Genomic DNA, 19,631 nt, shown 5'->3' with positions numbered 1-19,631 from the left:
AACACCGGCAACGAAACCCCCGGCACCTCCACCGCCGTATCGTTCCACTCCTCCAACACCCGACGACGCTCACCCGCCACCAACACATCCAGACGGCCCAGCAGGAGGTCGGGAGTGAAAGCGATGGCTCGCAGTACGCGCTGGAGCGTGCCAGAAATCGCGTCCATGCGCGCGGCGTCGAAGAGGTCGGGGCGGTGTACCAGACGGCCGCCGACCTTCTCTCCCACACCGGTGATCAGGGTCAGCGGGTAGTGGGTGGCATTGCGTGACTCCACGTCGCGCACGCGCAGCGCGCCTGCGTCCGCGTCATCGGCGTGACGCGGGAAGTTCTCGAAGACCATGGCTGCGTCGAACAGCTCGTCGACGCCCGCGGCCCGCTGGATCTCCTTCAGCCCGAGGTAGTGGTGGTCCATCAGCTGGACCTGCTCCCGCTGTACGCGCACCAGCAGGTCGGCCAGGGACTCGTCCGGCCTCAGGCGGACCCGCATCGGGACGGTGTTGATGAACAGCCCGACCATGTTCTCGAAGCCCTCGAGCTCCGGTGGCCGTCCGGACACGGTCACGCCGAAGACGATGTCGTTGCGGCCCGTGAGGTGGGACAGGACGAGCGCCCAGGCGCACTGGAGCACCGTGTTGAGGGAGACTCCCCTGGCCCTGGCAAGCTCGGTCAGCGCTGCACCGGTCTCGTCGTCCAGGGCGAAGTCCAGGCGCTCGGGCACCACAGGGGTCCGGTCGGCGCCCGGGGAGAGCAGACAGGGTTCGGTGATGCCGGCGAGTGCCTCCTGCCAGGCGGCCCGGGAGGCCTTCTCGTCCCGGGTACGCAGCCACTCGGGGTGTTCGCGGTGGGACCGTACGGGAGGAAGTGCGTGCGGGTCGCCGCCGTTTCGGTAGAGGGTGACGAGTTCGCGCAGCAGCACTGCCATCGACCAGCCGTCCACCACGACGTGGTGGGCGGTGAGGACGAAGCGGTAGCGGTCTTCGCCGAGGTCGATCAGGGTGAACCTGATCAGCGGGGCGTCGCCGAGGCGGAAGCGCCGGGTCCGGTCGGCGGTCGCCTCGGCGGTCACGGCCTCGTCCCGGTCGGCGGTCGACAGGTGGCTGAGGTCGCACTCGCGCCAGGGCAGGCGCACCTTTCGGCGTACGATCCGCACCCACTCGCCCGACCTGCGCTGGCGGAGTCCGGAACGCAGGCTGGAGTGACGGCGCAGCAGCTCCTGGGCGGCCGTGCGCAGGGCGGCCCGGTCCAGCTCACCGTCGAGGTGGAACACGATCTGGGCCACGTAGACATCCGGCGCACTGTCGTCGTAGACGTGGTGGAAGATCATCCCTTCCTGCAACGGAGTCACCGGCAGGATGTCCTCGATCGACTGCGAGCGCGCGTTCACCACGGGTGTCCCTTCACTCCTCGACACAGAGCGTCAGATGAGAGGAAGTGGAAATGAGTTCCCGAAATTGTGTTGACCGCTCATCCTTCGAGACGGTCGACGAACTCGGTGAAAGTCCATTTCTCTGTTCCTCTAGGATTTTTTCCGACCATGGGCCGTGCCGAAGCTAGTTGATCGCGGAAGAGGGCGTCAAGCATTTCGGAAATGGTCGAAGAAGGCCTGCTACCAGCGCAGTTTTCGGCACGCCGGAACGACCCTTTGATTTAGGTGGGGGTTAATCCGGACCATTACCACCAGCGTCTTTTCATCAGGGGTGAATGCGGATCTCAATGGGCATCGGGGTCGTGGCCGGGTACGGAAACGCAAGGGGGGCCCGCCCGGAAACGCCGGGCGGGCCCCCCTTGCGTCGGCACCGTCAGCCCGTGGGGCGTCCGGCTGCCGCACACACCCTGGCGACGAGGGCAGCCGTCTCTGCCGCGCGCGTACTGGTGAAGTAGTGGCCGCCCTCGCCGAGTTCGTGCAGGACGACCTCGTCGGCCACGGCCATCCAGTCCCGGTGCCGCTCGGCGCGGTCCTTGGTGGTGGGGTCGTCCGCCGCGAGCACCACATGGACCGGGACACCGATGCGGTGCGGGGCCGGGTCCGCGTGCAGCTCCATCAGGTAAGCATTGGTCGAGCGCACATCGTGCTGGTACGCCGATCCCACGAGCGTCGCCCGTTCCGGCTTGAGCCGGTCCAGTTCCACATAGGAACTGTCCACCATGAGTCGTTCGGTGATCTGACGTGGAGTCAGTGCTCCGACCTCGTCGATTTCGGCCTGCAGGTCGGCCACCTGATCGAGGAGAAGTGCGCCGAGGAAGACCTCGGTCAGTTCCGCTCCGCCCTCCTCCAGCAGCCGTGCGGTCGCCAGTGCGTGAGTGCTGCCGGCACAGTGTCCCCACAGCATCACGGGTCCGGTGACTTTCCGGAGCACTTCGTCGCGTACACGGCGCGCGATTTCCGGCACTTCCTGGGGCCGCTCGGGAGCGCCCGCGAAGTCGTGGGCAGGCAGTTCCACGCCGAGTACCGCGATCCCGTATTCCGCCAGCCGTTCCGCGAACAGCCGGAAGTTCACCGCGTTGCCGCCCGCGTAGGGAAAGCAGACCAGGGTGGCCAGGGTGTCGGGTATCCGCTCCACCAGTGGCTGCAGCAGGCCGTACTCGGCTGCCCGGCCCTCTGTGCCCGCGTCGAGCAGAGCGGCCAGGTCCGACAGCACCGGCGAGCCGATGAGCTGCTTCAGGGAGATCGCGCGGTCCAGTTTGACGACGAGCCGCACCGCGGTGAGCGAAGTGCCGCCGAGCTGGAAGAAATGGTCGTCCCGGCCGATGCGCTCCAGGGGGACGCCGAGCGCTTCGGCCCATTCCGTGGCGAGCCACCGCTCGGTGGGCGTCGCGGGGGCGGTGTGCGATCCCAGCGCGTGGCCCAGGGTCTCGGCGAGCTCGGCGAGCATCCGCTTGTTGACCTTGCCGTTCTCGTTGAGCGGTAGGGCGTCCAAGGAGTGGAAGTGTGCGGGGACCATGTAGTCGGGCAGCAGCGCGCAGAGGTGTGCGCGCAGATCCTGCTCCTGGACCTGGCCCAAGGCCACGAAGAACGCCGCGAGGCTCTTGTCGGCCCCCGTTCCCGCACCGGGGTCCACGACGACGGCGCAGTCGCCCACCCCCGGTGCGGTGCGCAGCTTGTTCTCGATCTCACCGATCTCGATGCGGAAGCCGCGGACCTTGACCTGCTGGTCGCGTCGGCCGAGGTACTCGATCGTTCCTTCCGGCAGCCAGCGTCCGAAGTCGCCGGTGCGGTACATGCGTTCACCCGGTATGCAGGGATCCGGGACGAACGCCTCTTCGGTGCGCTCTCGGTCGTTGATGTAACCGCGTCCGACGGATACGCCGGAGAACACGATCTCGCCGGGTGTGCCCAGGGGGGCGAGCCGGCCACGGGCGTCGAGTATGTAGGTGCGGACGTTGCGCAGGGACCGGCCCACCGAGACGAAATCACGCACGGGTGGTGCGGTGAGCACCTCGTGCATCGTGTCGTCACTGACCTCGGTGGCCCCGTAGGCGTTGACCAGCTGGATGCCGGGCTGCACGCCGAACCAGCGCCGTACCGGGTCCAGTTTGAGTGCCTCGCCGGTGACCGAGATCGAACGCAGCACGCCGAGATCCCTGGGGTTGCGCTCCAGCAGGCCGAGCAGGATCTCGAAGTACGAGGGGACGAGCTGCGCGACGGAGACCTCGGCGTCGGCCAGCTCGTCGAGGAACCGCTCCGGGTCGAGCTGGATGTCGGTGTCGACGATCCGTACGGCCGCTCCGACCAGTAGTGGGGCGATCAGCTGCCACAGGGAGATGTCGAAGCACTGCGAGGCGGTCTGCGACACCACGTCGCCCGGACGCAGACCGACGGAGTCGATCTTCGCGTAGAGATGGTTGATCAGCCCGGCGTGTTCGCACTGGGCGCCCTTGGGTGCTCCTGTGGAGCCCGAGGTGAAGTAGACGTAGGCCGACTGCTCCGGCTTGATCTCGGCCTCCGGGTTGCCGGGATCGTCATCGCCCTCCAGCAGGGCCTCGGTGAAGAGTGTGGTCCTGATGGGCTCAGGCTCTCGGGCCGTGGCTTCCACGAGGCCGCGCGCCGATTGTTCCGCGATGACGAAACGGCAGTCGCTGCGCTGGAGTTGAGTGGCCACACGTTGCGCGGGGAAGTCGGGGCGCACCGGCAGGTAGGTACCGCCCGCCTTCATGACGCCGAGCACGGCGGCCGCCCATTCGGGGGTGCGGTCCATGACGACCGCTACGACGTCCTCGGGGTGCAGACCGTGCTGGAGGAGGGCGGCGGCGATGCGGTTCGCCGCGGCGTTGAGCGTCCGGTAGTCCCAGCTGGTGTCGTTCCGGGACAGGGCCACGTCGTGCGGGCGCTTGCGCACCTGTGCTTCGAAGAGCCCCGGGAACATTGTGTCGGGCAGCGGCACCACTGGGCCCGCCAGGCCGTTGATGTGGTGTTCGCGCTCCTGCTCCGACAGCAGTTCCAGCGGGCCGTGGTCGTCGTCGAGGGCTGTCGTCAGCCCGTACAGCGCGGCGCGGAAGTACCCGCCGAGCCGGGTCGCGTACTCGGCGTCGATGATCTGCGTGCGGTGGTGGAGGTGCAGAGCGGGGTTCTCCCCGGTCACGCAGACCACCTGGAGTGCGGTCCCGGGCGCGAGCGGGACCGGTTCGCCCGCGCCGAGCCCGCTGCCCGCCGGCAAGAGGTCCAGTACGACCTCGTACGCCTGGGCCGGGGAGATGCCCTGGCGGGCCAGGCTCAGTGCCCTGCTCGTCGACACGGCGGTCGCCAGGTCGCGCCAGCGGCCGTCGGGGATCTCGACATGGAGCGGGCGCAGCACGCTTTTTCCTTCCGGCTGCGCCGGGAGGTAGCCGACGGCGACGTATTTCTCCGCCGCGATCTCACCGAGCACCTTCACCAGCGGCGTCAGCAGGAGCGACTCCATCTCGACGGACTCGTCGGCCGACAGTTCGCGCAGGGCCCGGAGCAGGCCGTGCGGCAACGGCACCACCTGCACGTCCACCGAATCCCCGTCGGCGTCCCACGCCGCCCATCTCGGGACCCTGGTCGGCGCCACAGCCGGTTCGATGACTGCCGACTGCGACGACGAACTTGACTTTCCGGACACTTCAACCCCCGCTCCTCGGGCGACTGTCGCCCCCGGCTGATCCAGTTGACGAACCGTGTGTCACGTGCGAGATGCGCCTTCCATAGCCGCTATCAGGCTCTTGGGCCGCATGTCGGTCCAGTGCGTGTTGACGTAGTCCAGCGCCGACTGGCGGTCGGTCTCCGCGAGCGCAACGGTCCAGCCGGTGGGGACGTCGGCGAACGAGGGCCACAGCGAGTACTGGCCCTCGTCGTTGATCAGGACGAGGTAGACGCCTTCGGGGTCCTCAAAGGGGTTCACACTCACGGCTTGGCTCCTTCGGTTCCATCAGCACGCCGGATCGCCCGGCTCACACGACCGGAGTATACGAATCCCGGCCGAACGGAACAGCGGCTGAAAGCAATTCCGGGACGGATTAAGGAACGCCTTAATGACGACTCCGATTCGGACAGCAATGGCGTGGGATGTTAATCAGTCGGTGAAAGCCGGTGACGGCTGATCCGCCACTTGCGAAAGTATGGGGGCCGCAAGTCGGGCGAGTCGTGCGATCTGCGGAGAGGTGACATGGCGTGAGCGCTTCGCAGCACACCATGGTGACGAGCGGTGAATTCCGTTCGCTGATGTCGAGCTTTCCCTCGGGAGTCGCCGTGCTCACCAGCACCCGGCCGGACGGCACTCCGGTCGGGCTCACCTGTTCGTCGCTGTGCAGTGTCTCGCTGGACCCGCCGGTTCTGCTGGCCTGTGTCAGAAGGGCGAGCCCGACGCTGGACGCCATGCTGGCGTGCGGCGTCTTCGCGGTGAACCTGCTGCACGAGGACGCCGTGGCGACGTCCGAGCTGTTCGGTTCCGGAGCGCCCGACAGGTTCGACCGGGTCGCGTGGCAGCCGGCCCCGGTCACCGGTGTACCGCACCTGGTCGACCAGGCCCACACGGTCGCGGACTGCGAGGTTCGCCGGAGCGAGACGATGGGCGATCATACGGTCGTCTTCGGCGGGGTACGGCAGGTGCGTTCCCTGACGTCCGCACCGCCCAAGCCGCTGGTGTACGGCTTGCGCCGGTATACGGGGTGGCCGCCGCTGTAGGGCGGCCACCCGCGCTCGCTCACGGGGCCGCGGTCAGCTCCAGACCGTGGTCCACCAGCGGCTTCGGCACGGGGCTGCCCACGGTCACCAAGGCCGATCCGAGGGGCGTGAGGGAGTGCAGCATCGTATTGAAGCGCCGGCGGCTGGTGACCAGACCCGCGCCACGCAGCACCGCCGAGTGCTGGCTCGCGGCGGCGGGCGAGATGCCGAGCCTGCGTCCCAGTTCACTGGTGTTGCAGGTCTCGGTCAGTGCCTCCAGCACCCTGGCCCTCGTACGACCGACCAGGGCGGCGAGGGCACGGTCGTCGGTTCCGGCCGAGTCCCACAGGGCGTTGGCCGCGGCCGAGTCCAGGAGTGTCGGATAGACCAGGACGGGCGTGCGCCGCTCGTCCCGGGGACCGGTGAAGATCCTCGGTCGGTCGACGAACAGGGAAGGCACGATCGCCAGTCCCCTGCCGCCCAGTTGGATCTCTTCGCCGCGCCCTGACGCGATCGTCAGCGACGGCGGTCGCCAGCCCACCCATGTATGCAGATTGCTGAGCATGCTCTCGATGCCACCGGCGGCCATGATGCGGCAACGGTAGTCACGGTCGATCTGCAGATATCCACGCGCCTTGCCCCAGTACGGGGCGACACCCACTTGAAGCATCTTCTGCACCACGGGGTCCGGCGAACTCTCCGCTTCGCCGGATGCCGCCTCCCGGGCCAGGAGATCGAACAGCCAGGCACCTCCACCGCCGCCCCCTTGCGACGCGGGGGGATGGGCCGGCCGCGGGACGCGCGGGGCTGCTGGTCCGGGCGGCGTACGGCGCAGCCTCAGGCCGACCGCGTCCCGCCATCGGGCGAAGGGCGCGCCCCCTCCACCACGTCTGAAGAGATCGACGGCGAAAACCGCCTCGGCGGTAGGCCCCACCGTGGGCAGAACCCTGAGTTGCGCAAGGTCCTCCATCGTGAAATGCACACTTTGCATATGACTCCCCCTGCTTGAGCACAGAATCACTGATGGCCGATAAACGCGCCAACATACGCTAACCATGCGCTTTCGCTGCAACCACATCCGAACGGCGCTAAAAATGCGCCATCCGCCCCAACCGGGGCATGTGGTCGGGCTAATGGAGGATGACGCTGGGAGTTTCCTCCCTGTTGCCTCGCAGTCCTCCCACGCACCCCTCCCTGACTCATCAACCCCTGCACTCTATACGCAGATTGACGTAGAAGTCTTCGGTCATTGATCTAAATCATCTGCTTCGAATGCGTAGACACGGGGGTCAGCGAGGCCCCATATACCGAATGTCGGAGCATGGCAGCCCTCGAACAGACCGGCGCCCGGTCACACCTGGCGGGGGAATTGCAGGTGTACCGGGCGCCGGAGCATCTTGGCCGTCGGACGTCAGGCGTCCCTCCGGCGCAGCACGAAGACACCGGCCGCATGAGCGACGACAACCCATGCCAGCGTGATCAGAAGTCCGACCATCGCGGGGTAGGGAGCGTCGCCGTCACTCAGCATGAAGTGACCGCCCGCGCTCTGCGGCATGTAGTCGTTGATGGCCAGCAGCACCGGGCCGCCCAGCCCCACCAGCATGCTCGGCAGAGCGGAAATCACGAAGAAGAGCACCGACAGCGCCCCGGCCGCGGTCCGCAGGGCGAACGACACCCCTACCGACATCACCCCGATCAGAGCGCAGTAGATGCCGATGGCCAGGACCTGGGCGACCAGCTTGGACACGTCGAAACTGGCGTGGCCACGGAAGGGCACCCAGGCCACCGCGGCACCCAGCAGGCCGTACAGCGATCCGGCGACGAAGCCCACCACGGCGTTCAGCAGCGCCTTGGCCATGTGCACACGGTGTCTGACGGGCACCCACAGCAGTGAGGTGCGTACGCTGCTCGTCGCGTACTCACTCGTCACCGTCGTCATCGCCAGTACGACGAAGACGAACTGTACGAGGATGACGGAGGAGACCGAGGCGTTGCCGACCGGCTGGATCGGCTTCTCGTTGATCCGGGCGATCGAGCCGTAGTAGAAGGTGAAGATTCCCGTCACCACCACGCCCACCAGCAGGCAGACGTAGGGGGTACGGATGGACCAGAGCTTGGTCCACTCGGAGGCGAACGCGCCGACGAAGCCGCCTCCGCCATGGCTGGAGGGCGTGCGCTCGCCCGGGTCGGCACTCACAGCTGTCGACACGGCGCTCATGCTCCTGCCTCCTGCGCCACCAGGGAACCCACGTTCTCGAACACGGCGCTGCCGCCCGTTCCGTACTCCACACTCTGTGCTGTCAGTTCCATGTAAGCCTGTTCCAACGAAGCCGAGACATTGCGCAGTTCATGCAGCCGCACACCGAGCCGGTGGGCGAGATCGCCGACCTCCTCGACAGTGCGCCCCTTGACGACGATCTCGTCACCGGTCGGCGAATCCACCTGCACATCGCCGTACGACAGCAAGTGATCGACCATCATGCGCAGATCGTCCGGGCTGGGGGTGCGTACCCGTACCGAGGCCAGCGAGCTGTTGGCCAGCAGATCTGACATCGGGGTGTCCGCCAGCAGCTTGCCCCTGCCGATGATGACGAGCTGATCGGCGGTCAGCTGCATCTCGCTCATCAGATGGCTGGAGAGGAAGACCGTCCTGCCCTCCGCCGCCAGGGACCGCACGAGCTCTCGCACCCAGCGGACCCCGTCGGGGTCGAGGCCATTGACCGGCTCGTCGAAGATGAGCACCTTCGGGTCGCCGAGCAGAGCCCCCGCGACGCCGAGCCGCTGATACATGCCGAGCGAGAACGCCCCGGCGCGCCGCCGCGCCACCTTGGACAGACCGACCGTCTCCAGCACTTCGTCCACGCGGCGCAGAGGGATGCCGTTGCTGCGGGCCTGCGCCACCAGGTGACTGCGCGCCGAACGGGCCGGGTGCAGCGCCTTCGCGTCCAGCAGCGCTCCGACCTCTCGGATCGGGTGGCGCATCGAGGAGTACGGCTTCCCGTCGATCAGCGCCTCGCCCTCGGACGGGTGGTCCAGACCGAGGATCATGCGCATCGTGGTCGACTTGCCGGCGCCGTTGGGCCCTAGGAAGCCCGTGACCTGGCCTTCCTTGATGTCCAGCGTCAAGCCGTCCACGGCGACGGTGTCGCCGTAACGCTTGGTCAGCCCTCGCAAGGTGATCACAAGTTTTCCCTTCGGCTTTGCGAACTGCTTCAACGGTAGGGAGAGCTGGGGCGGGGCACATCGATCGTTCGCCAGGAGCACCATTACTTTCGTAAGGGGTGGGATTGAGCCCTCATGCACGCCCGGTCGGCCAATGCCACGGTCAGGGCCCTGGCGGACCCCCTGGCCCCCTCCGTCATCGCCCCTGCGGTACTAGGCTCTTCCCGTGCAACAGACGCCGCCGCAAGACAAGCCTCCGGTGCGGATCCTCCTCGCCGATGACGAAGCGATGATCCGTTCGGGAGTACGAGCGATCCTGGCGAGAGCCCCCGGAATGGAGGTGGTCGCCGAGGCGGCCGACGGGCACGCGGCCGTCGAGCTGGCCCGCAAGCACCGTCCCGACGTGGCGCTGCTGGACATCCAGATGCCCAGGCTCGACGGGCTGGCCGCGGCCGCGCAGATGTACCGCGACCGTCCGGGAGCGGCCGTGATCATGCTGACCACGTTCGGAGAGGACGAGTTCATCGCCCGCGCCCTGAAGGAGGGTGCCAGCGGATTCCTGCTGAAGGCGGACGACCCCCGGGAACTGCTGAACGGCGTGCAGGCAGTGGCCGCCGGGGGTGCCTACCTCTCGCCGAACGTGGCCGCCCGGCTCATCACCGGACTGCGCGCCGGCCGGATGGCGAACGAGCCGCCGCGGCGCGGCATCGTGGAGCACCTCACTCAGCGGGAGCACGACGTGCTGTCGCTCCTGGGTGCCGGGCTGTCCAATGCCGAGATCGGAGCCAAGCTCTATCTGGTGGAAGGCACGGTCAAGGCGCATGTCAGCGCCATCCTCGGCAAACTCGGCGTACGCAACCGGGTCGAGGCGGCCATCGCCGCGTACGAGGCAGGGGTGGTCAGGCGTAAGTAGCCGGTAGTGCGGGCGTGTTCAGATTTCGCCGCGAGCGACCGGTCACCCCACAGGCTCTCAGATCTCGACGCCGGCGACCGGTCGTGCGGACGTGTTCAGGCCTCGCCACGAGCGACCGGTCGTGCGGGCGTGTTCAGACCTCGACGCCGGCAACCGGTCGCACGCGCGGCTCAGACCTCGGCATAGGCATCGGCCTGAAGCGCATACATCTGCGCGTATCTGCCGCCCAGGTCCATCAGCTCCGCATGTGTTCCCTGCTCCTCGATCCGGCCCTCGTGCATCACGATGATGCGGTCCGCACGGCGGACGTTCACCAGCCGGTGCGTCACCAGGATGGTGGTCCGCGAGCCGCCCTCGCTCAGCTCGCTGGCCCTGCGCAGCCCCTCGAAGACAATGGCCTCCGCCTTGGCGTCCAGAGCGGCCGTGGGCTCGTCCGCGACGAGCACGGCGGCGTCGCGGTAGACACCGCGGGCGACCCCGATGCGCTGCCACTGTCCGCCGGAGAGGTCACGTCCGCCGACGAACTCCTTGGAGAGGATGGCCTCTTCGCCGTCCGGCAAAGAGGCCATCACCTCGTCGACGCCCGACGCGGACACCGCCTCGCGCCACCGCTCACCCGAATCGTCCGGGTCGTCGAGACGGCCGATCCGGACATTGGTCGCGGCGGTCATCGGCCACCGCGCCGGTTCCTGGGCGATCAGACCGACCTGGTCGAAGACCGACTTCTCGGACGCCAGCGCGATGTCCACGCCGTCCCAGAGCACGGCTCCCGACGTCGGCCGGTACAGGCCCGTGATGATCTTGCTCAGTGTGGTCTTTCCCGATCCGTTCTCACCGACCAGCGCCACCACCTCACCGCGGCCGATGGACAGCTCGATGCCGCTCAGGGCCGGTGCGGCGCTGTCGGGGTAGCTGAACTCCACGTCGGCGAGGTGAATCCGGGCAGGGTTGTGGGGTGCGGCGATGCCGGACGGCGGGCGGCGGCGGGACGCCGCATCGGCCAGCAGGGTGCGGTAGAGCTGGAGGTAATGCGACAACTCGTAGATTCGGTTGACCGACCGCATGGTCACGGAGAGTCCGGCGTTCGCGTTGCGCATCGCCACCACAGCCGTGCCGGCGAGCGCCAGCGGCATGACCCCTGTGTAGAGCAGGTACCCCAGCAGGATGTACGCCAGGCCGGTGCTGCACCCGGTCATCGTGCGCCCGATCAGCTGGACGAAGCCCTTCTTCGTCTCCAGCGCCACGGCCTCGCCCGTCAGCACCGCTGCAACACGCCGGTGCTCCGCCATCAGGGGCTCCTGCAGGCGGTAGGCCCGCACCTCGGCGGCCACCTCCCGCTTCACGATCAGGTCCTGGACGACCCCGATGCGCAATTGCCGGGTGGCATTGTCGAGGAAGCTGAGAAAGTCCAGCTTGCCGACCTGTGTGGCGGTCCAGATCTCCGCGAGCGCGGCAAGGAGCATGACGGGGAGCAACCACAGGCTCAGCAGTGCTGTGGCGAGGAGTGCGGCCAGCATCGACACCAGTGACCTCAGCACCTCTGCCAGCAGGCGGATGCTCTGGTCGATCGAGGGCATTCCGCGCATCACACCCTGACGGACGAGTTCGCGGAAGCTGGGGTCGTCGAAGGCCTTCAGCTCGACGGCGACGACGGAGCTGTCCATCGCGTCCTGCGCTGCCGCCATGATCCGGGGGCGCAGCCGTCCCTGGAGGAGCGTCGCGGCGCTCTCCATCAGGCCACGCAGGGCGTACGAGCCCACTACGGCGAAGACCGAGGGCAGCGAATCCATCACCCGGTCGGGGGTGGGGCCCTGGGCCAGCAGAACCGTCAGCACGTTCGCGGTGGCGATCAGGCCGAACGCGGCCGCGCCGCCGGCGAGGAGCTGGGCGAGCCCGACCACCAGGGTGAGGGATCGCGAGGCGCGCCAGGCGAGGGTCACGATGACCGCGACCGCTGACGGTACGGCACGCAGGGTCGAGACGACTCCCCTCTTGGCGATGGTCTCTCCGGGGGTCGCCCAGGTCGGCGTCCGGAAATTGTCGGTGCCTATCAAGGAGGTGCTGCGCTGCGCCGGCTTTCCGTCCACAGGATCTCCTCAACTGCTCACGGGGAGCGGTGTGTTCGTAAGGTGCCCGCCCATGCGGTCGAGGGCCGGGGCGATCTCCGCGCGGTCGCGTACGAGAGAGATCCTGACCCAGTCGTCGCCGACGCACGGGTCCGCGAAGAAGGACGTTCCGGGGGCGACGAGCACCTTCGCGTGGGTGATCAGTTCGCGGGCCAGCGCGGAGGACGTCCGGCCGAGACCGGCCGTTCCCGCAAGGAGGAACCAGCCGCCTTCGGGGGTGTGCACGGTGAACCCGGCGCGGCGCAGCCCGTGGCAGACGAGGTCGCGTCGCTCCTGGAACTGCGCGCGTGCCGCGTCCGCCTCGGCCTCGTCGAGCGGTCCGAGGGCGAGCGCGCCCCGCTGCAACGGGTGCGGGGTGCCGAGCGTGGTGCGCTCGTGGACACTGCGCAGGCCGGCGGTGATCTCCGGGTGCGCCACGCAGTAGCCCAGCCGCCAGCCGCTCATCCTGCGGGTCTTCGAGAAGCTGCCCACGACGACGCTGCGGTCGCGCAGGGCGGGGACGGAGCCCAGCGGTGACAGATGCTCGCGGCCGTCGTAGGTGAAGCGGTCGTACACCTCGTCCGTGATCAGTGTCAGGTCGTGGCGCTCGCAGACCGCCGTGAGCGCGGCGAACTCGGCTTCGTCGAAGACCCGGCCGGTGGGGTTGTGGGGGTTGTTGAGCAGCACCGCCCTGGTCCGTGGGGTCACGGCGGCGGTCAGCGCGGCCTCGGTCAGTCGCCAGTCGGGGCCGGTGAGGGTGACGAACCGGGGTACGGCACCGGCCAGTTCGACGACCCCGGGGTGGTTCTCGAAGAACGGCTGCGGGACCAGTACCTCGTCGCCGGGGTCCGTCGTGGCGATCAGCGCCACGAGCAGCCCCTCGGTGGCGCCGGCGCTGATGATCAGCTCCCGCTCGGCATCCACGCTCACCCCGCGTCCGGCGCCGAGCTCGGCCGCCACGGCGAGGCGCAGGTCGAGGAGGCCCGCCGGGTCGGCGTACTGGTTCGCCCCGGAGCGCAGCGCGGCGGTCGCCGCCTCGACCGCGGCCGCGGGCGGGTCACCGACCGGGATACCGAGCGCGAGATCGGTCGCGCCGCCCGCGCGGGCCGCGGGCAGCAGCGTGGCCAGGCCCAGGGGCGGAAGACCGGCCGTTCTTTGCGACAGATGCCGCACGGTCACAGCTCGCAGTCCTTCCGGGTCACCGGGTCGCCCATGGCGACCAGCACCTCGCGGTCGCCCTCGTACGGTTCACGGCCGTGTGCGAGACGGATGTTGTCGACCAGCAGGATGTCGCCGGGTTGCCAGCGTTCGGCCATCCTGACCTGTTCGTACGCCGCGTTGAGCTGCTCGATCTCCCGTCGGCCGACCGGTTCGCCGTCGCCGTAGTACGTACGGAAGGGCAGATCCTCGCCGCACTCGCCGCGCAGGAACTCGCGTACCTGCTCCTCCAGGCTCCACTCGCTCCAGAACGCGACGTGGTTGAACCAGGAGATGTCTCCGGTCCCCGGGTGCCGGACCAGTGCGGAGCGGAGCTGGGTCGTGGTCAGCCGGTCGCCGTGCCATGTGGCCGTGAGCTGTTGCTCGGCCGCGTACCGCTCCACTTCCTCGCGGTCCTCGGTGCCGAACGCCTCCTGCCAGGTGAGTCCGAAGTGTCCCCAGTAGTTGCGCACCAGCTTCCAGCCCTGCTCGCAAAAGCGCGCCACCATGTCCTCGGGCAGCAGCTCGGCCATGGCGCGCATGTCCCCGAGGAAGGTCTCCCCGCCCGCCGTGGGCGCGATCAGGCAGGCGAAGACGAGCAGGCCCGGGTAGCTGAGCGCGTAGCTGTTCTCGTTGTGCAGCCGGATGCGGCGCCGGGCCGGCACATCGGTCGCGGTGAACACACCACGCCCGTAAGCACTGCGCGGGGTCGCCTTCTCCACGTAGTCGGCCGGCCTGCCGATGATCCGGTCACGCAGGAGCGCGAATTCGTCGGCGGTGGTGTACGGCAGGCCGCGCAGCATCACCGAGCCGCGCTCCGTGCGCAGTTCGTGCAGTTCGTCCAGGTGCTCGGTGAGCCAGTCGGCGGCACCCTCGACGGAGAGGTCCTGCGGGACCGGGCGGACGGGTATCCGGTTCGGCGCGAGATCGGTCGGCATGATGAATGGATTCCTTCAGCAGGTGTGGGCGGCGCCGGACGGCACGCGGGGGGCGGGCCGGATCAGGCGCCGACGGGAAGGTGCAGCAGGCCGCGCAGGGCGGCGGTGGGCCGACGCCTGGGTTCGTCGGTCAGGCGGAGGCCCGGCGCGCGCTCGGCCAGCACCCGCAGCGCCACGTCGGCCTCCATACGGGCGAGCGGGGCTCCCACGCAGTAGTGGGCACCGCTGAGGAAAGCCAGGTGGGAGCCCGCGTCGGGCCTCGTGATGTCGAAGCGGTGCGGGTCGTCGAAAACCTCGGGATCACGGTTCGCCGCGCCCAGGACCAGCATCAGGACCGTGCCCGACGGCAGCTTCTCGCCCGCGGCCTCGAACTCCTCGCGGGCGGCGCGGATCGAGTACTGCACGGGCGGGTCGTACCGCAGTGACTCCTCGGCGGCGGCGGAGGCCAGTTCGGGCTCGGCCACGAGCTTGTCCCACTGTTCGGGCGCCTCCTTCAGCCTCAGTACGGCGTTGGAGACCAGGTTCGTCGTTGTCTCGAAGCCTGCGGTGAGCAGGAGCTGGCAGGTGCCGACGATCTCGCGCTCGGGCAGTTGCTGGTCCCCCTGGGGCCTCAGCAGTTCGCTGACCAGGTCCTCGCCCGGTTCGGCACGGCGCCTGCGTACCAGTGCGCCGAACAGTTCGTCGAGTTCCCGCACCGCGGTACGGAACTCGTTGGCCTGACGTCCGGAGCGGATGCCGTCGATGGCCTTGCCGGTCACCAGCCCGTAGTGGGCGAACAACTCGACGTCCACGTCGGTGAGTCCGAGCAGTTCACTGATCACGGTGATGGGCAGCGGCGAGGCGTAGTCGGTGACCAGGTCGAACTCGTCCTTGGCCAGTGCGGCGTCCAGGAGCCGGTGGGCGACCTCTTCGGTGCGCCTGCGGTACTCACCGATCTTGCGGGGGCGGAAGGCGGGTGCGACCAGGCGCCGCCACCGCATGTGGTCGGACACCTCCTCCTGGAGGAACGAGGAGTCGGGGGCCGGGCCCTGCTCGCCGGGGGGTGTCAGACGCGACGGCTCCTCATTGCGCCGGGCGAAGGCGGGGTCGCGCAGCACTCTGGTGCAGATTTCGTGCGAGGTGACGGCGTGCAGGCCGGTACTGCTGCGGTAGACCGGGCCCCGGTCGCGCATCTGCTCGTAGAGCGGGTACGGGTCGGCCAGCCGTTCGTGCAGCAACAGTTGGCTGACGAGGTCGCCTCTGCGCGCCTTGGTCCATACTCCGGCGCGCCGGAACTGCAGTTTCGCGGTACGGCGGAGATCTGCGGCTATTGGCATGGGGCACTCCCGGGCAGTGACGTCGCTGACTCTTCCAGCGCGACGGCATACGGACAATCTCGTTCGGGCAGGGCGAAAAGACGTGCGTCGGTCATCGGGGCGCACGAGCGGTGCGCCGCGGGCGCGGGTCCCTCACCATGTCGGTTCCTCCTCGTCCAGGTCGAAGTCGAGCTCGAACTCATCGATTTCGTCCTGGCTGAGGTGTGGCACCGTCACATCGGACGGGGTGAGCCCGCGTTTTGCCGAGGCATGGCGGACGAAGGTCTCCAGGGCCCGGTTCCACAGCTCGGACAGTGCCTCGATCCGCTCCTGCGGGATGGCATCGAAGGCCCAGGTCCAGTTGGCCAGCAGGGTGGGGGCGCCTTCGTGGTCGGCCACCAGCGCGGACAGGTCCAGCAGATGGGCGAGGGGGGCGGTGGGGTCCTGATCGGCGCCGGTCTCGAAGCCGGACAGTGGTGTGAACCTGCCGGGGCCGTCGCCTTCGTCGACGGCCCCGGTGAACCGGCCGAGATAGTTGAACGCCAGCTCCGGTGCCGGTGTGGCGGCGAGCTCGGCACCGGTGTCCGGGTTGAGGTGGCGCAGCAGCCCGTATCCGGACCGTCGCAGCGGCAGGGCGCGCAGCTGCTCCTTGACGCTGTTGAGGAGACGCCCGGTCGCGGGGCCGCCCGACCAGGCTTCGGCGCGGTCCGGAGCGGCCAGGTCGAGGCGCACCGGGTAGGTCTGGGTGAACCATCCGACCGTCCGTGACAGGTCGGCCCCCGGTACCAGTTGCTCGTCGCGGCCGTGCCCCTCGATCTCGGCCACCACTGCGGATTCGCCGTCCGCGGACCAATCGGCCACGGCCCAGCCCAGGGCGGCCAGGAGTATCTCGCGCAGCTCGCAGCGGTAGGCGGCGGGTGCCTCGGTGAGCAGCGCCGCCGTTGTCGCGGCGGACAGCCGTGTCATCAGATGGCCGGATGTCCGGGCCAGGTCGATCGCCCGGTCGAGCGGCCGGTCGGCGAGGGACACCCTCGGCCGGCGCAGGGTCTGCACCCAGCGGGGTGCGTCGGCGGCGAGCGAGGGCTCCTGTGCCAGTTCGGTGAGTCGCGTGGCCCAGAAGCGCAGCGAGGTGCCCACCGGCTGGAGCCGGACGGGCTCACCGGCCATGAGGGACTCGCACGCCTCGGCGAGGTCGGGCAGCAATACACGCCAGGAGACGGCGTCCACCGCGAGATGGTGCACGACGAGCAGGAGCATGCCGTCCTCGGCGAGGCCGCGGTCGAAGTACGCCGCGCGCAGCACGGCGCCCTGTTCCGGGTCGATCCGTGACCTGACCGCTTCGCCCTCCCGGGCCAGCACGGTCCGCAGTGCGTCTTCGTCCAGCCCGGAGACGTCCACCCGGTGCAGGCACGCGGACGCGTCGACGGATCCCGGCTCCCGTACGCGCTGTTCCCACCCGCCCGGTCCGGTCGTCAGGGTCAGGCGCAGTGCGTCGTGCCCATCGAGCAACGCGGCGAGTGCGTCCCGTACCTGGGTTGCGCTCAGGCCGGCCGGGGTCGTTACGAGGGTGGACTGGCTGAATCGGGTGGCCGGCGCTCCGGTGTCCCGCAGCCATGCGGCGATGGGGGTCAGCGGTACGGGTCCCACGCCGCTGCCCTCGGGTTCGGCCGCGCCGACGGCCGATGTGATCGCCGAGGCGAGCCGGGCCGGTGTGGCGTGCTCGAACACCTGGCGCGGGGTGAGGACGAGACCGGCCCGGCGCGCCCTGCTCACCAGCTCGATGGCCAAGATGCTGTCGCCGCCCCGGTCGAAGAAGCCGTCGTCGACGCCCACTTCCGGCAGATTCAGCACATCGGCGAAGAGTCGTACCAGTGTCTCCTCGCGCTCGCCGGATGCGGCGCGTGTCTCTCCGGCGGGTGCGAAGTCGGGCGCGGGCAGCGCGGCCCGGTCGATCTTTCCGTTCGGGGTGACGGGGATGGCCGGCACGACCACGACGGCGGCGGGGACCAGGTGCCGGGGCAGGACGCTCGCGGCGTACTCGCGTACCGCGGCCGGATCCACGTCCGTACCCGGTTGTGCGACGACATGGGCGACCAGCCGCGGCACACCGTTGGCGGTGTGGAGTCCGGCGACGGCGGTGACGACGCCGGGGGCGGCGGACACGGCGGCTGCCACCTCGCCCGTCTCGATGCGTACGCCGCGCAGCTTGACCTGGCCGTCGGCGCGTCCGAGGAAGACGAGTTGGCCGTCCCGGCGCCACTGGGCCAGGTCTCCGGTGCGGTAGGCGCGTTCACCCGGTGCGCCGAACGGGAGAGCGACGAAGCGCTCGGCGGTGAGGCCGGGGCTGTGGAGGTAGCCGCGGGCGAGCCCGGCACCGCTCACATAGATCTCGCCGGGGACGCCGACCGGGACGGGCCGCAGTGCGGCGTCCAGTACGTGGACCCTGGTGTTCTGGACGGGGCGTCCGATCGGCACGTCACCGTCCGGGGTGATCGGGTCGGAGGCCGAGGTCACCACGGAGGACTCGGTGGGCCCGTAGGCGTTGACCATGCGGCGGCCGGGCGCCCAGCGTGCGACCAGCTCGGGCCCGCAGGCCTCGCCGCCGACGACGAGCGTCGCCATCGAGGACAGGGCGCCCTCGGGGACGGTCGCCAGCGCGGCCGGGGGAACCAGGGCATGGGTCACGCCGTGGGCTGCGACGACCTCGGCGAGCAACTCACCGGCGAGCGGGCCGGGTTGCGGTACGACGAGCGCGGCGCCGGCGGCGAACGCGGAGGTCACTTCGAGGACCATCGCGTCGAAGCCCGGGGCCGACAGCTGGAGGAACCTGCTGTCGGGTCCCACCGCGAACCGCCGCCCCTCCTCGGCTGCCAGCGAGGCGAGTCCGGTGTGCGGGACGATCACGCCCTTGGGCGTCCCCGTCGAACCTGACGTATAGATCAGGTAGGCGGGGTTGTCGTGACGCAGCCGGCGTACCCGGTCGGCGTCGGTCGGCGCATGACGTGGGCGGGACGTCAGGTCGAGTTCGCCGACAACGATGGCGGGGACGTCCCCGACCCGCGCGGCACCCGCCCGGTCCGTCAGGGCCAGGACGGCGCCGCTGCCGTCGAGGACCACATGGATCCGGGCGTCGGGGTGCGCGGGGTCGATCGGGGTGTATGCCGCACCGGCCTTGACCACGGCGAGCAGGGAGACGATCAGCTCGGCGGACCTGGGCAGCAGCAGCGCGACGATGTCCTCGGGACCGATGCGTGCGGCGATCAGCTCATGGGCGAGGGCGTTCGCGCGGGCGTCGAGCTCGGCGTAGCTGAGTTCGAGCCCCGCCGCGACGAGGGCGGGTGCCTGCGGTGTTCGGCGGACCTGCGCCTCGAACAGCTCGGGGAGTGTGGAGCTGCCCGCGTCGGACGCGGTGTCGTTCCACTCGTCGAGCAGGCTGCGGCGCTCGGCGGCCGGCAGGATGTCGAGCGCCAGGACGGACCGGTCAAGGTCCGCGGTCGCGGACTCCAGCAGTCGCACCAGGCGGGCCGCGAAGGACTCCGCGGTCTCCTGGTCGAACAGGTCGCGGCTGTACTGCAGCGAGCCGGTGAATCCGCCCTCCTCCCGCTCCTCGAAGCCGAAGGCGAGGTCGAACTTGGCGGCACCGGTGTCGACCGGGCAGGACTCCGCGGCGAGTCCGGGGACGTCGGGCAGCGGCGGTGTGTTCTGCGCGTCGGCGTTCTCCATCGACAGCGAGACCTGGAAAAGGGGGTGGCGGGCCGCCGAGCGTTCCGGGTTGAGGATCTCGACGATCCGCTCGAACGGTACGTCCTGATGAGCGAACGCCGCCAGATCAGCCGCCCGCACCCGACCCACCAACTCACGGAACGACGGATCACCCGACACATCCGTACGCAGCACCA

At 69.3% G+C, this 19,631-nt stretch carries 13 protein-coding genes; 2 read left to right on the top strand and 11 right to left on the bottom strand.

Annotation, left to right across the window (positions count from 1 at the left end; genetic code table 11):
* The 3 genes from ACZ3IC_RS27155 to ACZ3IC_RS27145 form a co-directional block, all read right to left on the bottom strand.
* Nucleotides 1-1,388: condensation domain-containing protein (locus tag ACZ3IC_RS27155; RefSeq protein WP_467420194.1), on the bottom strand; the 1,388-nt coding region annotated here is incomplete at its 3' end.
* A gap of 412 nt (nucleotides 1,389-1,800) precedes the next feature.
* Nucleotides 1,801-5,082, bottom strand: coding sequence for a non-ribosomal peptide synthetase (locus tag ACZ3IC_RS27150; RefSeq protein WP_467420191.1), 3,282 nt, complete (start codon nucleotides 5,080-5,082; stop codon nucleotides 1,801-1,803).
* A 60-nt stretch (nucleotides 5,083-5,142) separates the two neighbouring features.
* Nucleotides 5,143-5,367, bottom strand: coding sequence for an MbtH family protein (locus tag ACZ3IC_RS27145; RefSeq protein ID WP_467420190.1), 225 nt, complete (start codon nucleotides 5,365-5,367; stop codon nucleotides 5,143-5,145).
* A gap of 263 nt (nucleotides 5,368-5,630) precedes the next feature.
* On the opposite strand from ACZ3IC_RS27145, the gene ACZ3IC_RS27140 reads away from it, so the two are divergent.
* Complete coding sequence (locus ACZ3IC_RS27140) at nucleotides 5,631-6,143, top strand: flavin reductase family protein (RefSeq protein WP_467420187.1); 513 nt, start codon at nucleotides 5,631-5,633, stop codon at nucleotides 6,141-6,143.
* A 19-nt stretch (nucleotides 6,144-6,162) separates the two neighbouring features.
* Here ACZ3IC_RS27140 and ACZ3IC_RS27135 read toward each other — a convergent pair whose 3' ends face one another.
* The 3 genes from ACZ3IC_RS27135 to ACZ3IC_RS27125 all read right to left on the bottom strand — a co-directional run bounded on the left by ACZ3IC_RS27135 (nucleotide 6,163) and on the right by ACZ3IC_RS27125 (nucleotide 9,305).
* Nucleotides 6,163-7,113, bottom strand: coding sequence for an ArsR/SmtB family transcription factor (locus ACZ3IC_RS27135; RefSeq protein WP_467420186.1), 951 nt, complete (start codon nucleotides 7,111-7,113; stop codon nucleotides 6,163-6,165).
* Between the two features lie 420 nt (nucleotides 7,114-7,533).
* On the bottom strand, nucleotides 7,534-8,340 hold the full coding sequence (locus ACZ3IC_RS27130; protein WP_467420184.1) for an ABC transporter permease: 807 nt from the start codon (nucleotides 8,338-8,340) through the stop codon (nucleotides 7,534-7,536).
* Nucleotides 8,337-9,305 carry an ABC transporter ATP-binding protein gene (locus ACZ3IC_RS27125; protein WP_467420181.1) on the bottom strand — a complete coding sequence of 323 codons (969 nt, stop codon included), beginning with the start codon at nucleotides 9,303-9,305 and terminating at the stop codon, nucleotides 8,337-8,339. The genes ACZ3IC_RS27130 and ACZ3IC_RS27125 overlap by 4 nt, the downstream gene beginning before the upstream one ends.
* Nucleotides 9,306-9,510: 205 nt before the next feature.
* Here ACZ3IC_RS27125 and ACZ3IC_RS27120 point away from each other — a divergent pair, with 205 nt between their 5' ends.
* Nucleotides 9,511-10,197, top strand: coding sequence for a response regulator (locus ACZ3IC_RS27120; RefSeq protein WP_467420179.1), 687 nt, complete (start codon nucleotides 9,511-9,513; stop codon nucleotides 10,195-10,197).
* Between the two features lie 170 nt (nucleotides 10,198-10,367).
* Here the strand turns inward: ACZ3IC_RS27120 and ACZ3IC_RS27115 are convergent, their stop codons facing one another.
* The 5 genes from ACZ3IC_RS27115 to ACZ3IC_RS27095 form a co-directional block, all read right to left on the bottom strand.
* On the bottom strand, nucleotides 10,368-12,284 hold the full coding sequence (locus tag ACZ3IC_RS27115) for an ABC transporter ATP-binding protein (protein ID WP_467420176.1): 1,917 nt from the start codon (nucleotides 12,282-12,284) through the stop codon (nucleotides 10,368-10,370).
* 9 nt (nucleotides 12,285-12,293) lie between these two features.
* On the bottom strand, nucleotides 12,294-13,481 hold the full coding sequence (locus ACZ3IC_RS27110; RefSeq protein WP_467420175.1) for a pyridoxal phosphate-dependent aminotransferase: 1,188 nt from the start codon (nucleotides 13,479-13,481) through the stop codon (nucleotides 12,294-12,296).
* Nucleotides 13,478-14,437 carry a TauD/TfdA family dioxygenase gene (locus tag ACZ3IC_RS27105; protein ID WP_467420173.1) on the bottom strand — a complete coding sequence of 320 codons (960 nt, stop codon included), beginning with the start codon at nucleotides 14,435-14,437 and terminating at the stop codon, nucleotides 13,478-13,480. Before ACZ3IC_RS27105 ends, ACZ3IC_RS27110 begins: the two co-directional genes overlap by 4 nt.
* Before the next feature lie 62 nt (nucleotides 14,438-14,499).
* Nucleotides 14,500-15,753, bottom strand: a complete 1,254-nt coding sequence (locus tag ACZ3IC_RS27100; RefSeq protein WP_467420171.1) for a cytochrome P450 — start codon at nucleotides 15,751-15,753, stop codon at nucleotides 14,500-14,502.
* Nucleotides 15,754-15,885: 132 nt separating this feature from the next.
* The coding region (locus ACZ3IC_RS27095; RefSeq protein WP_467420170.1) for an amino acid adenylation domain-containing protein at nucleotides 15,886-19,631 on the bottom strand (3,746 nt) is incomplete at its 5' end.

The sequence above is a fragment of the Streptomyces sp. NPDC002958 genome (genome assembly GCF_055563255.1).
Note: the sequence above shows the minus strand (reverse complement) of the source record. Positions and strands in the feature narration are given on the sequence as shown.

Excerpts from the sequence above, each read along its gene's own strand:
- ACZ3IC_RS27105 (WP_467420173.1), bottom strand. The coding sequence starts at position 14,437 with ATGCCGACCGATCTCGCGCCGAACCGGATACCCGTCCGCCCGGTCCCG.
- ACZ3IC_RS27100 (WP_467420171.1), bottom strand. The coding sequence starts at position 15,753 with ATGCCAATAGCCGCAGATCTCCGCCGTACCGCGAAACTGCAGTTCCGG.
- ACZ3IC_RS27130 (WP_467420184.1), bottom strand. The coding sequence starts at position 8,340 with ATGAGCGCCGTGTCGACAGCTGTGAGTGCCGACCCGGGCGAGCGCACG.
- ACZ3IC_RS27135 (WP_467420186.1), bottom strand. The coding sequence starts at position 7,113 with ATGCAAAGTGTGCATTTCACGATGGAGGACCTTGCGCAACTCAGGGTT.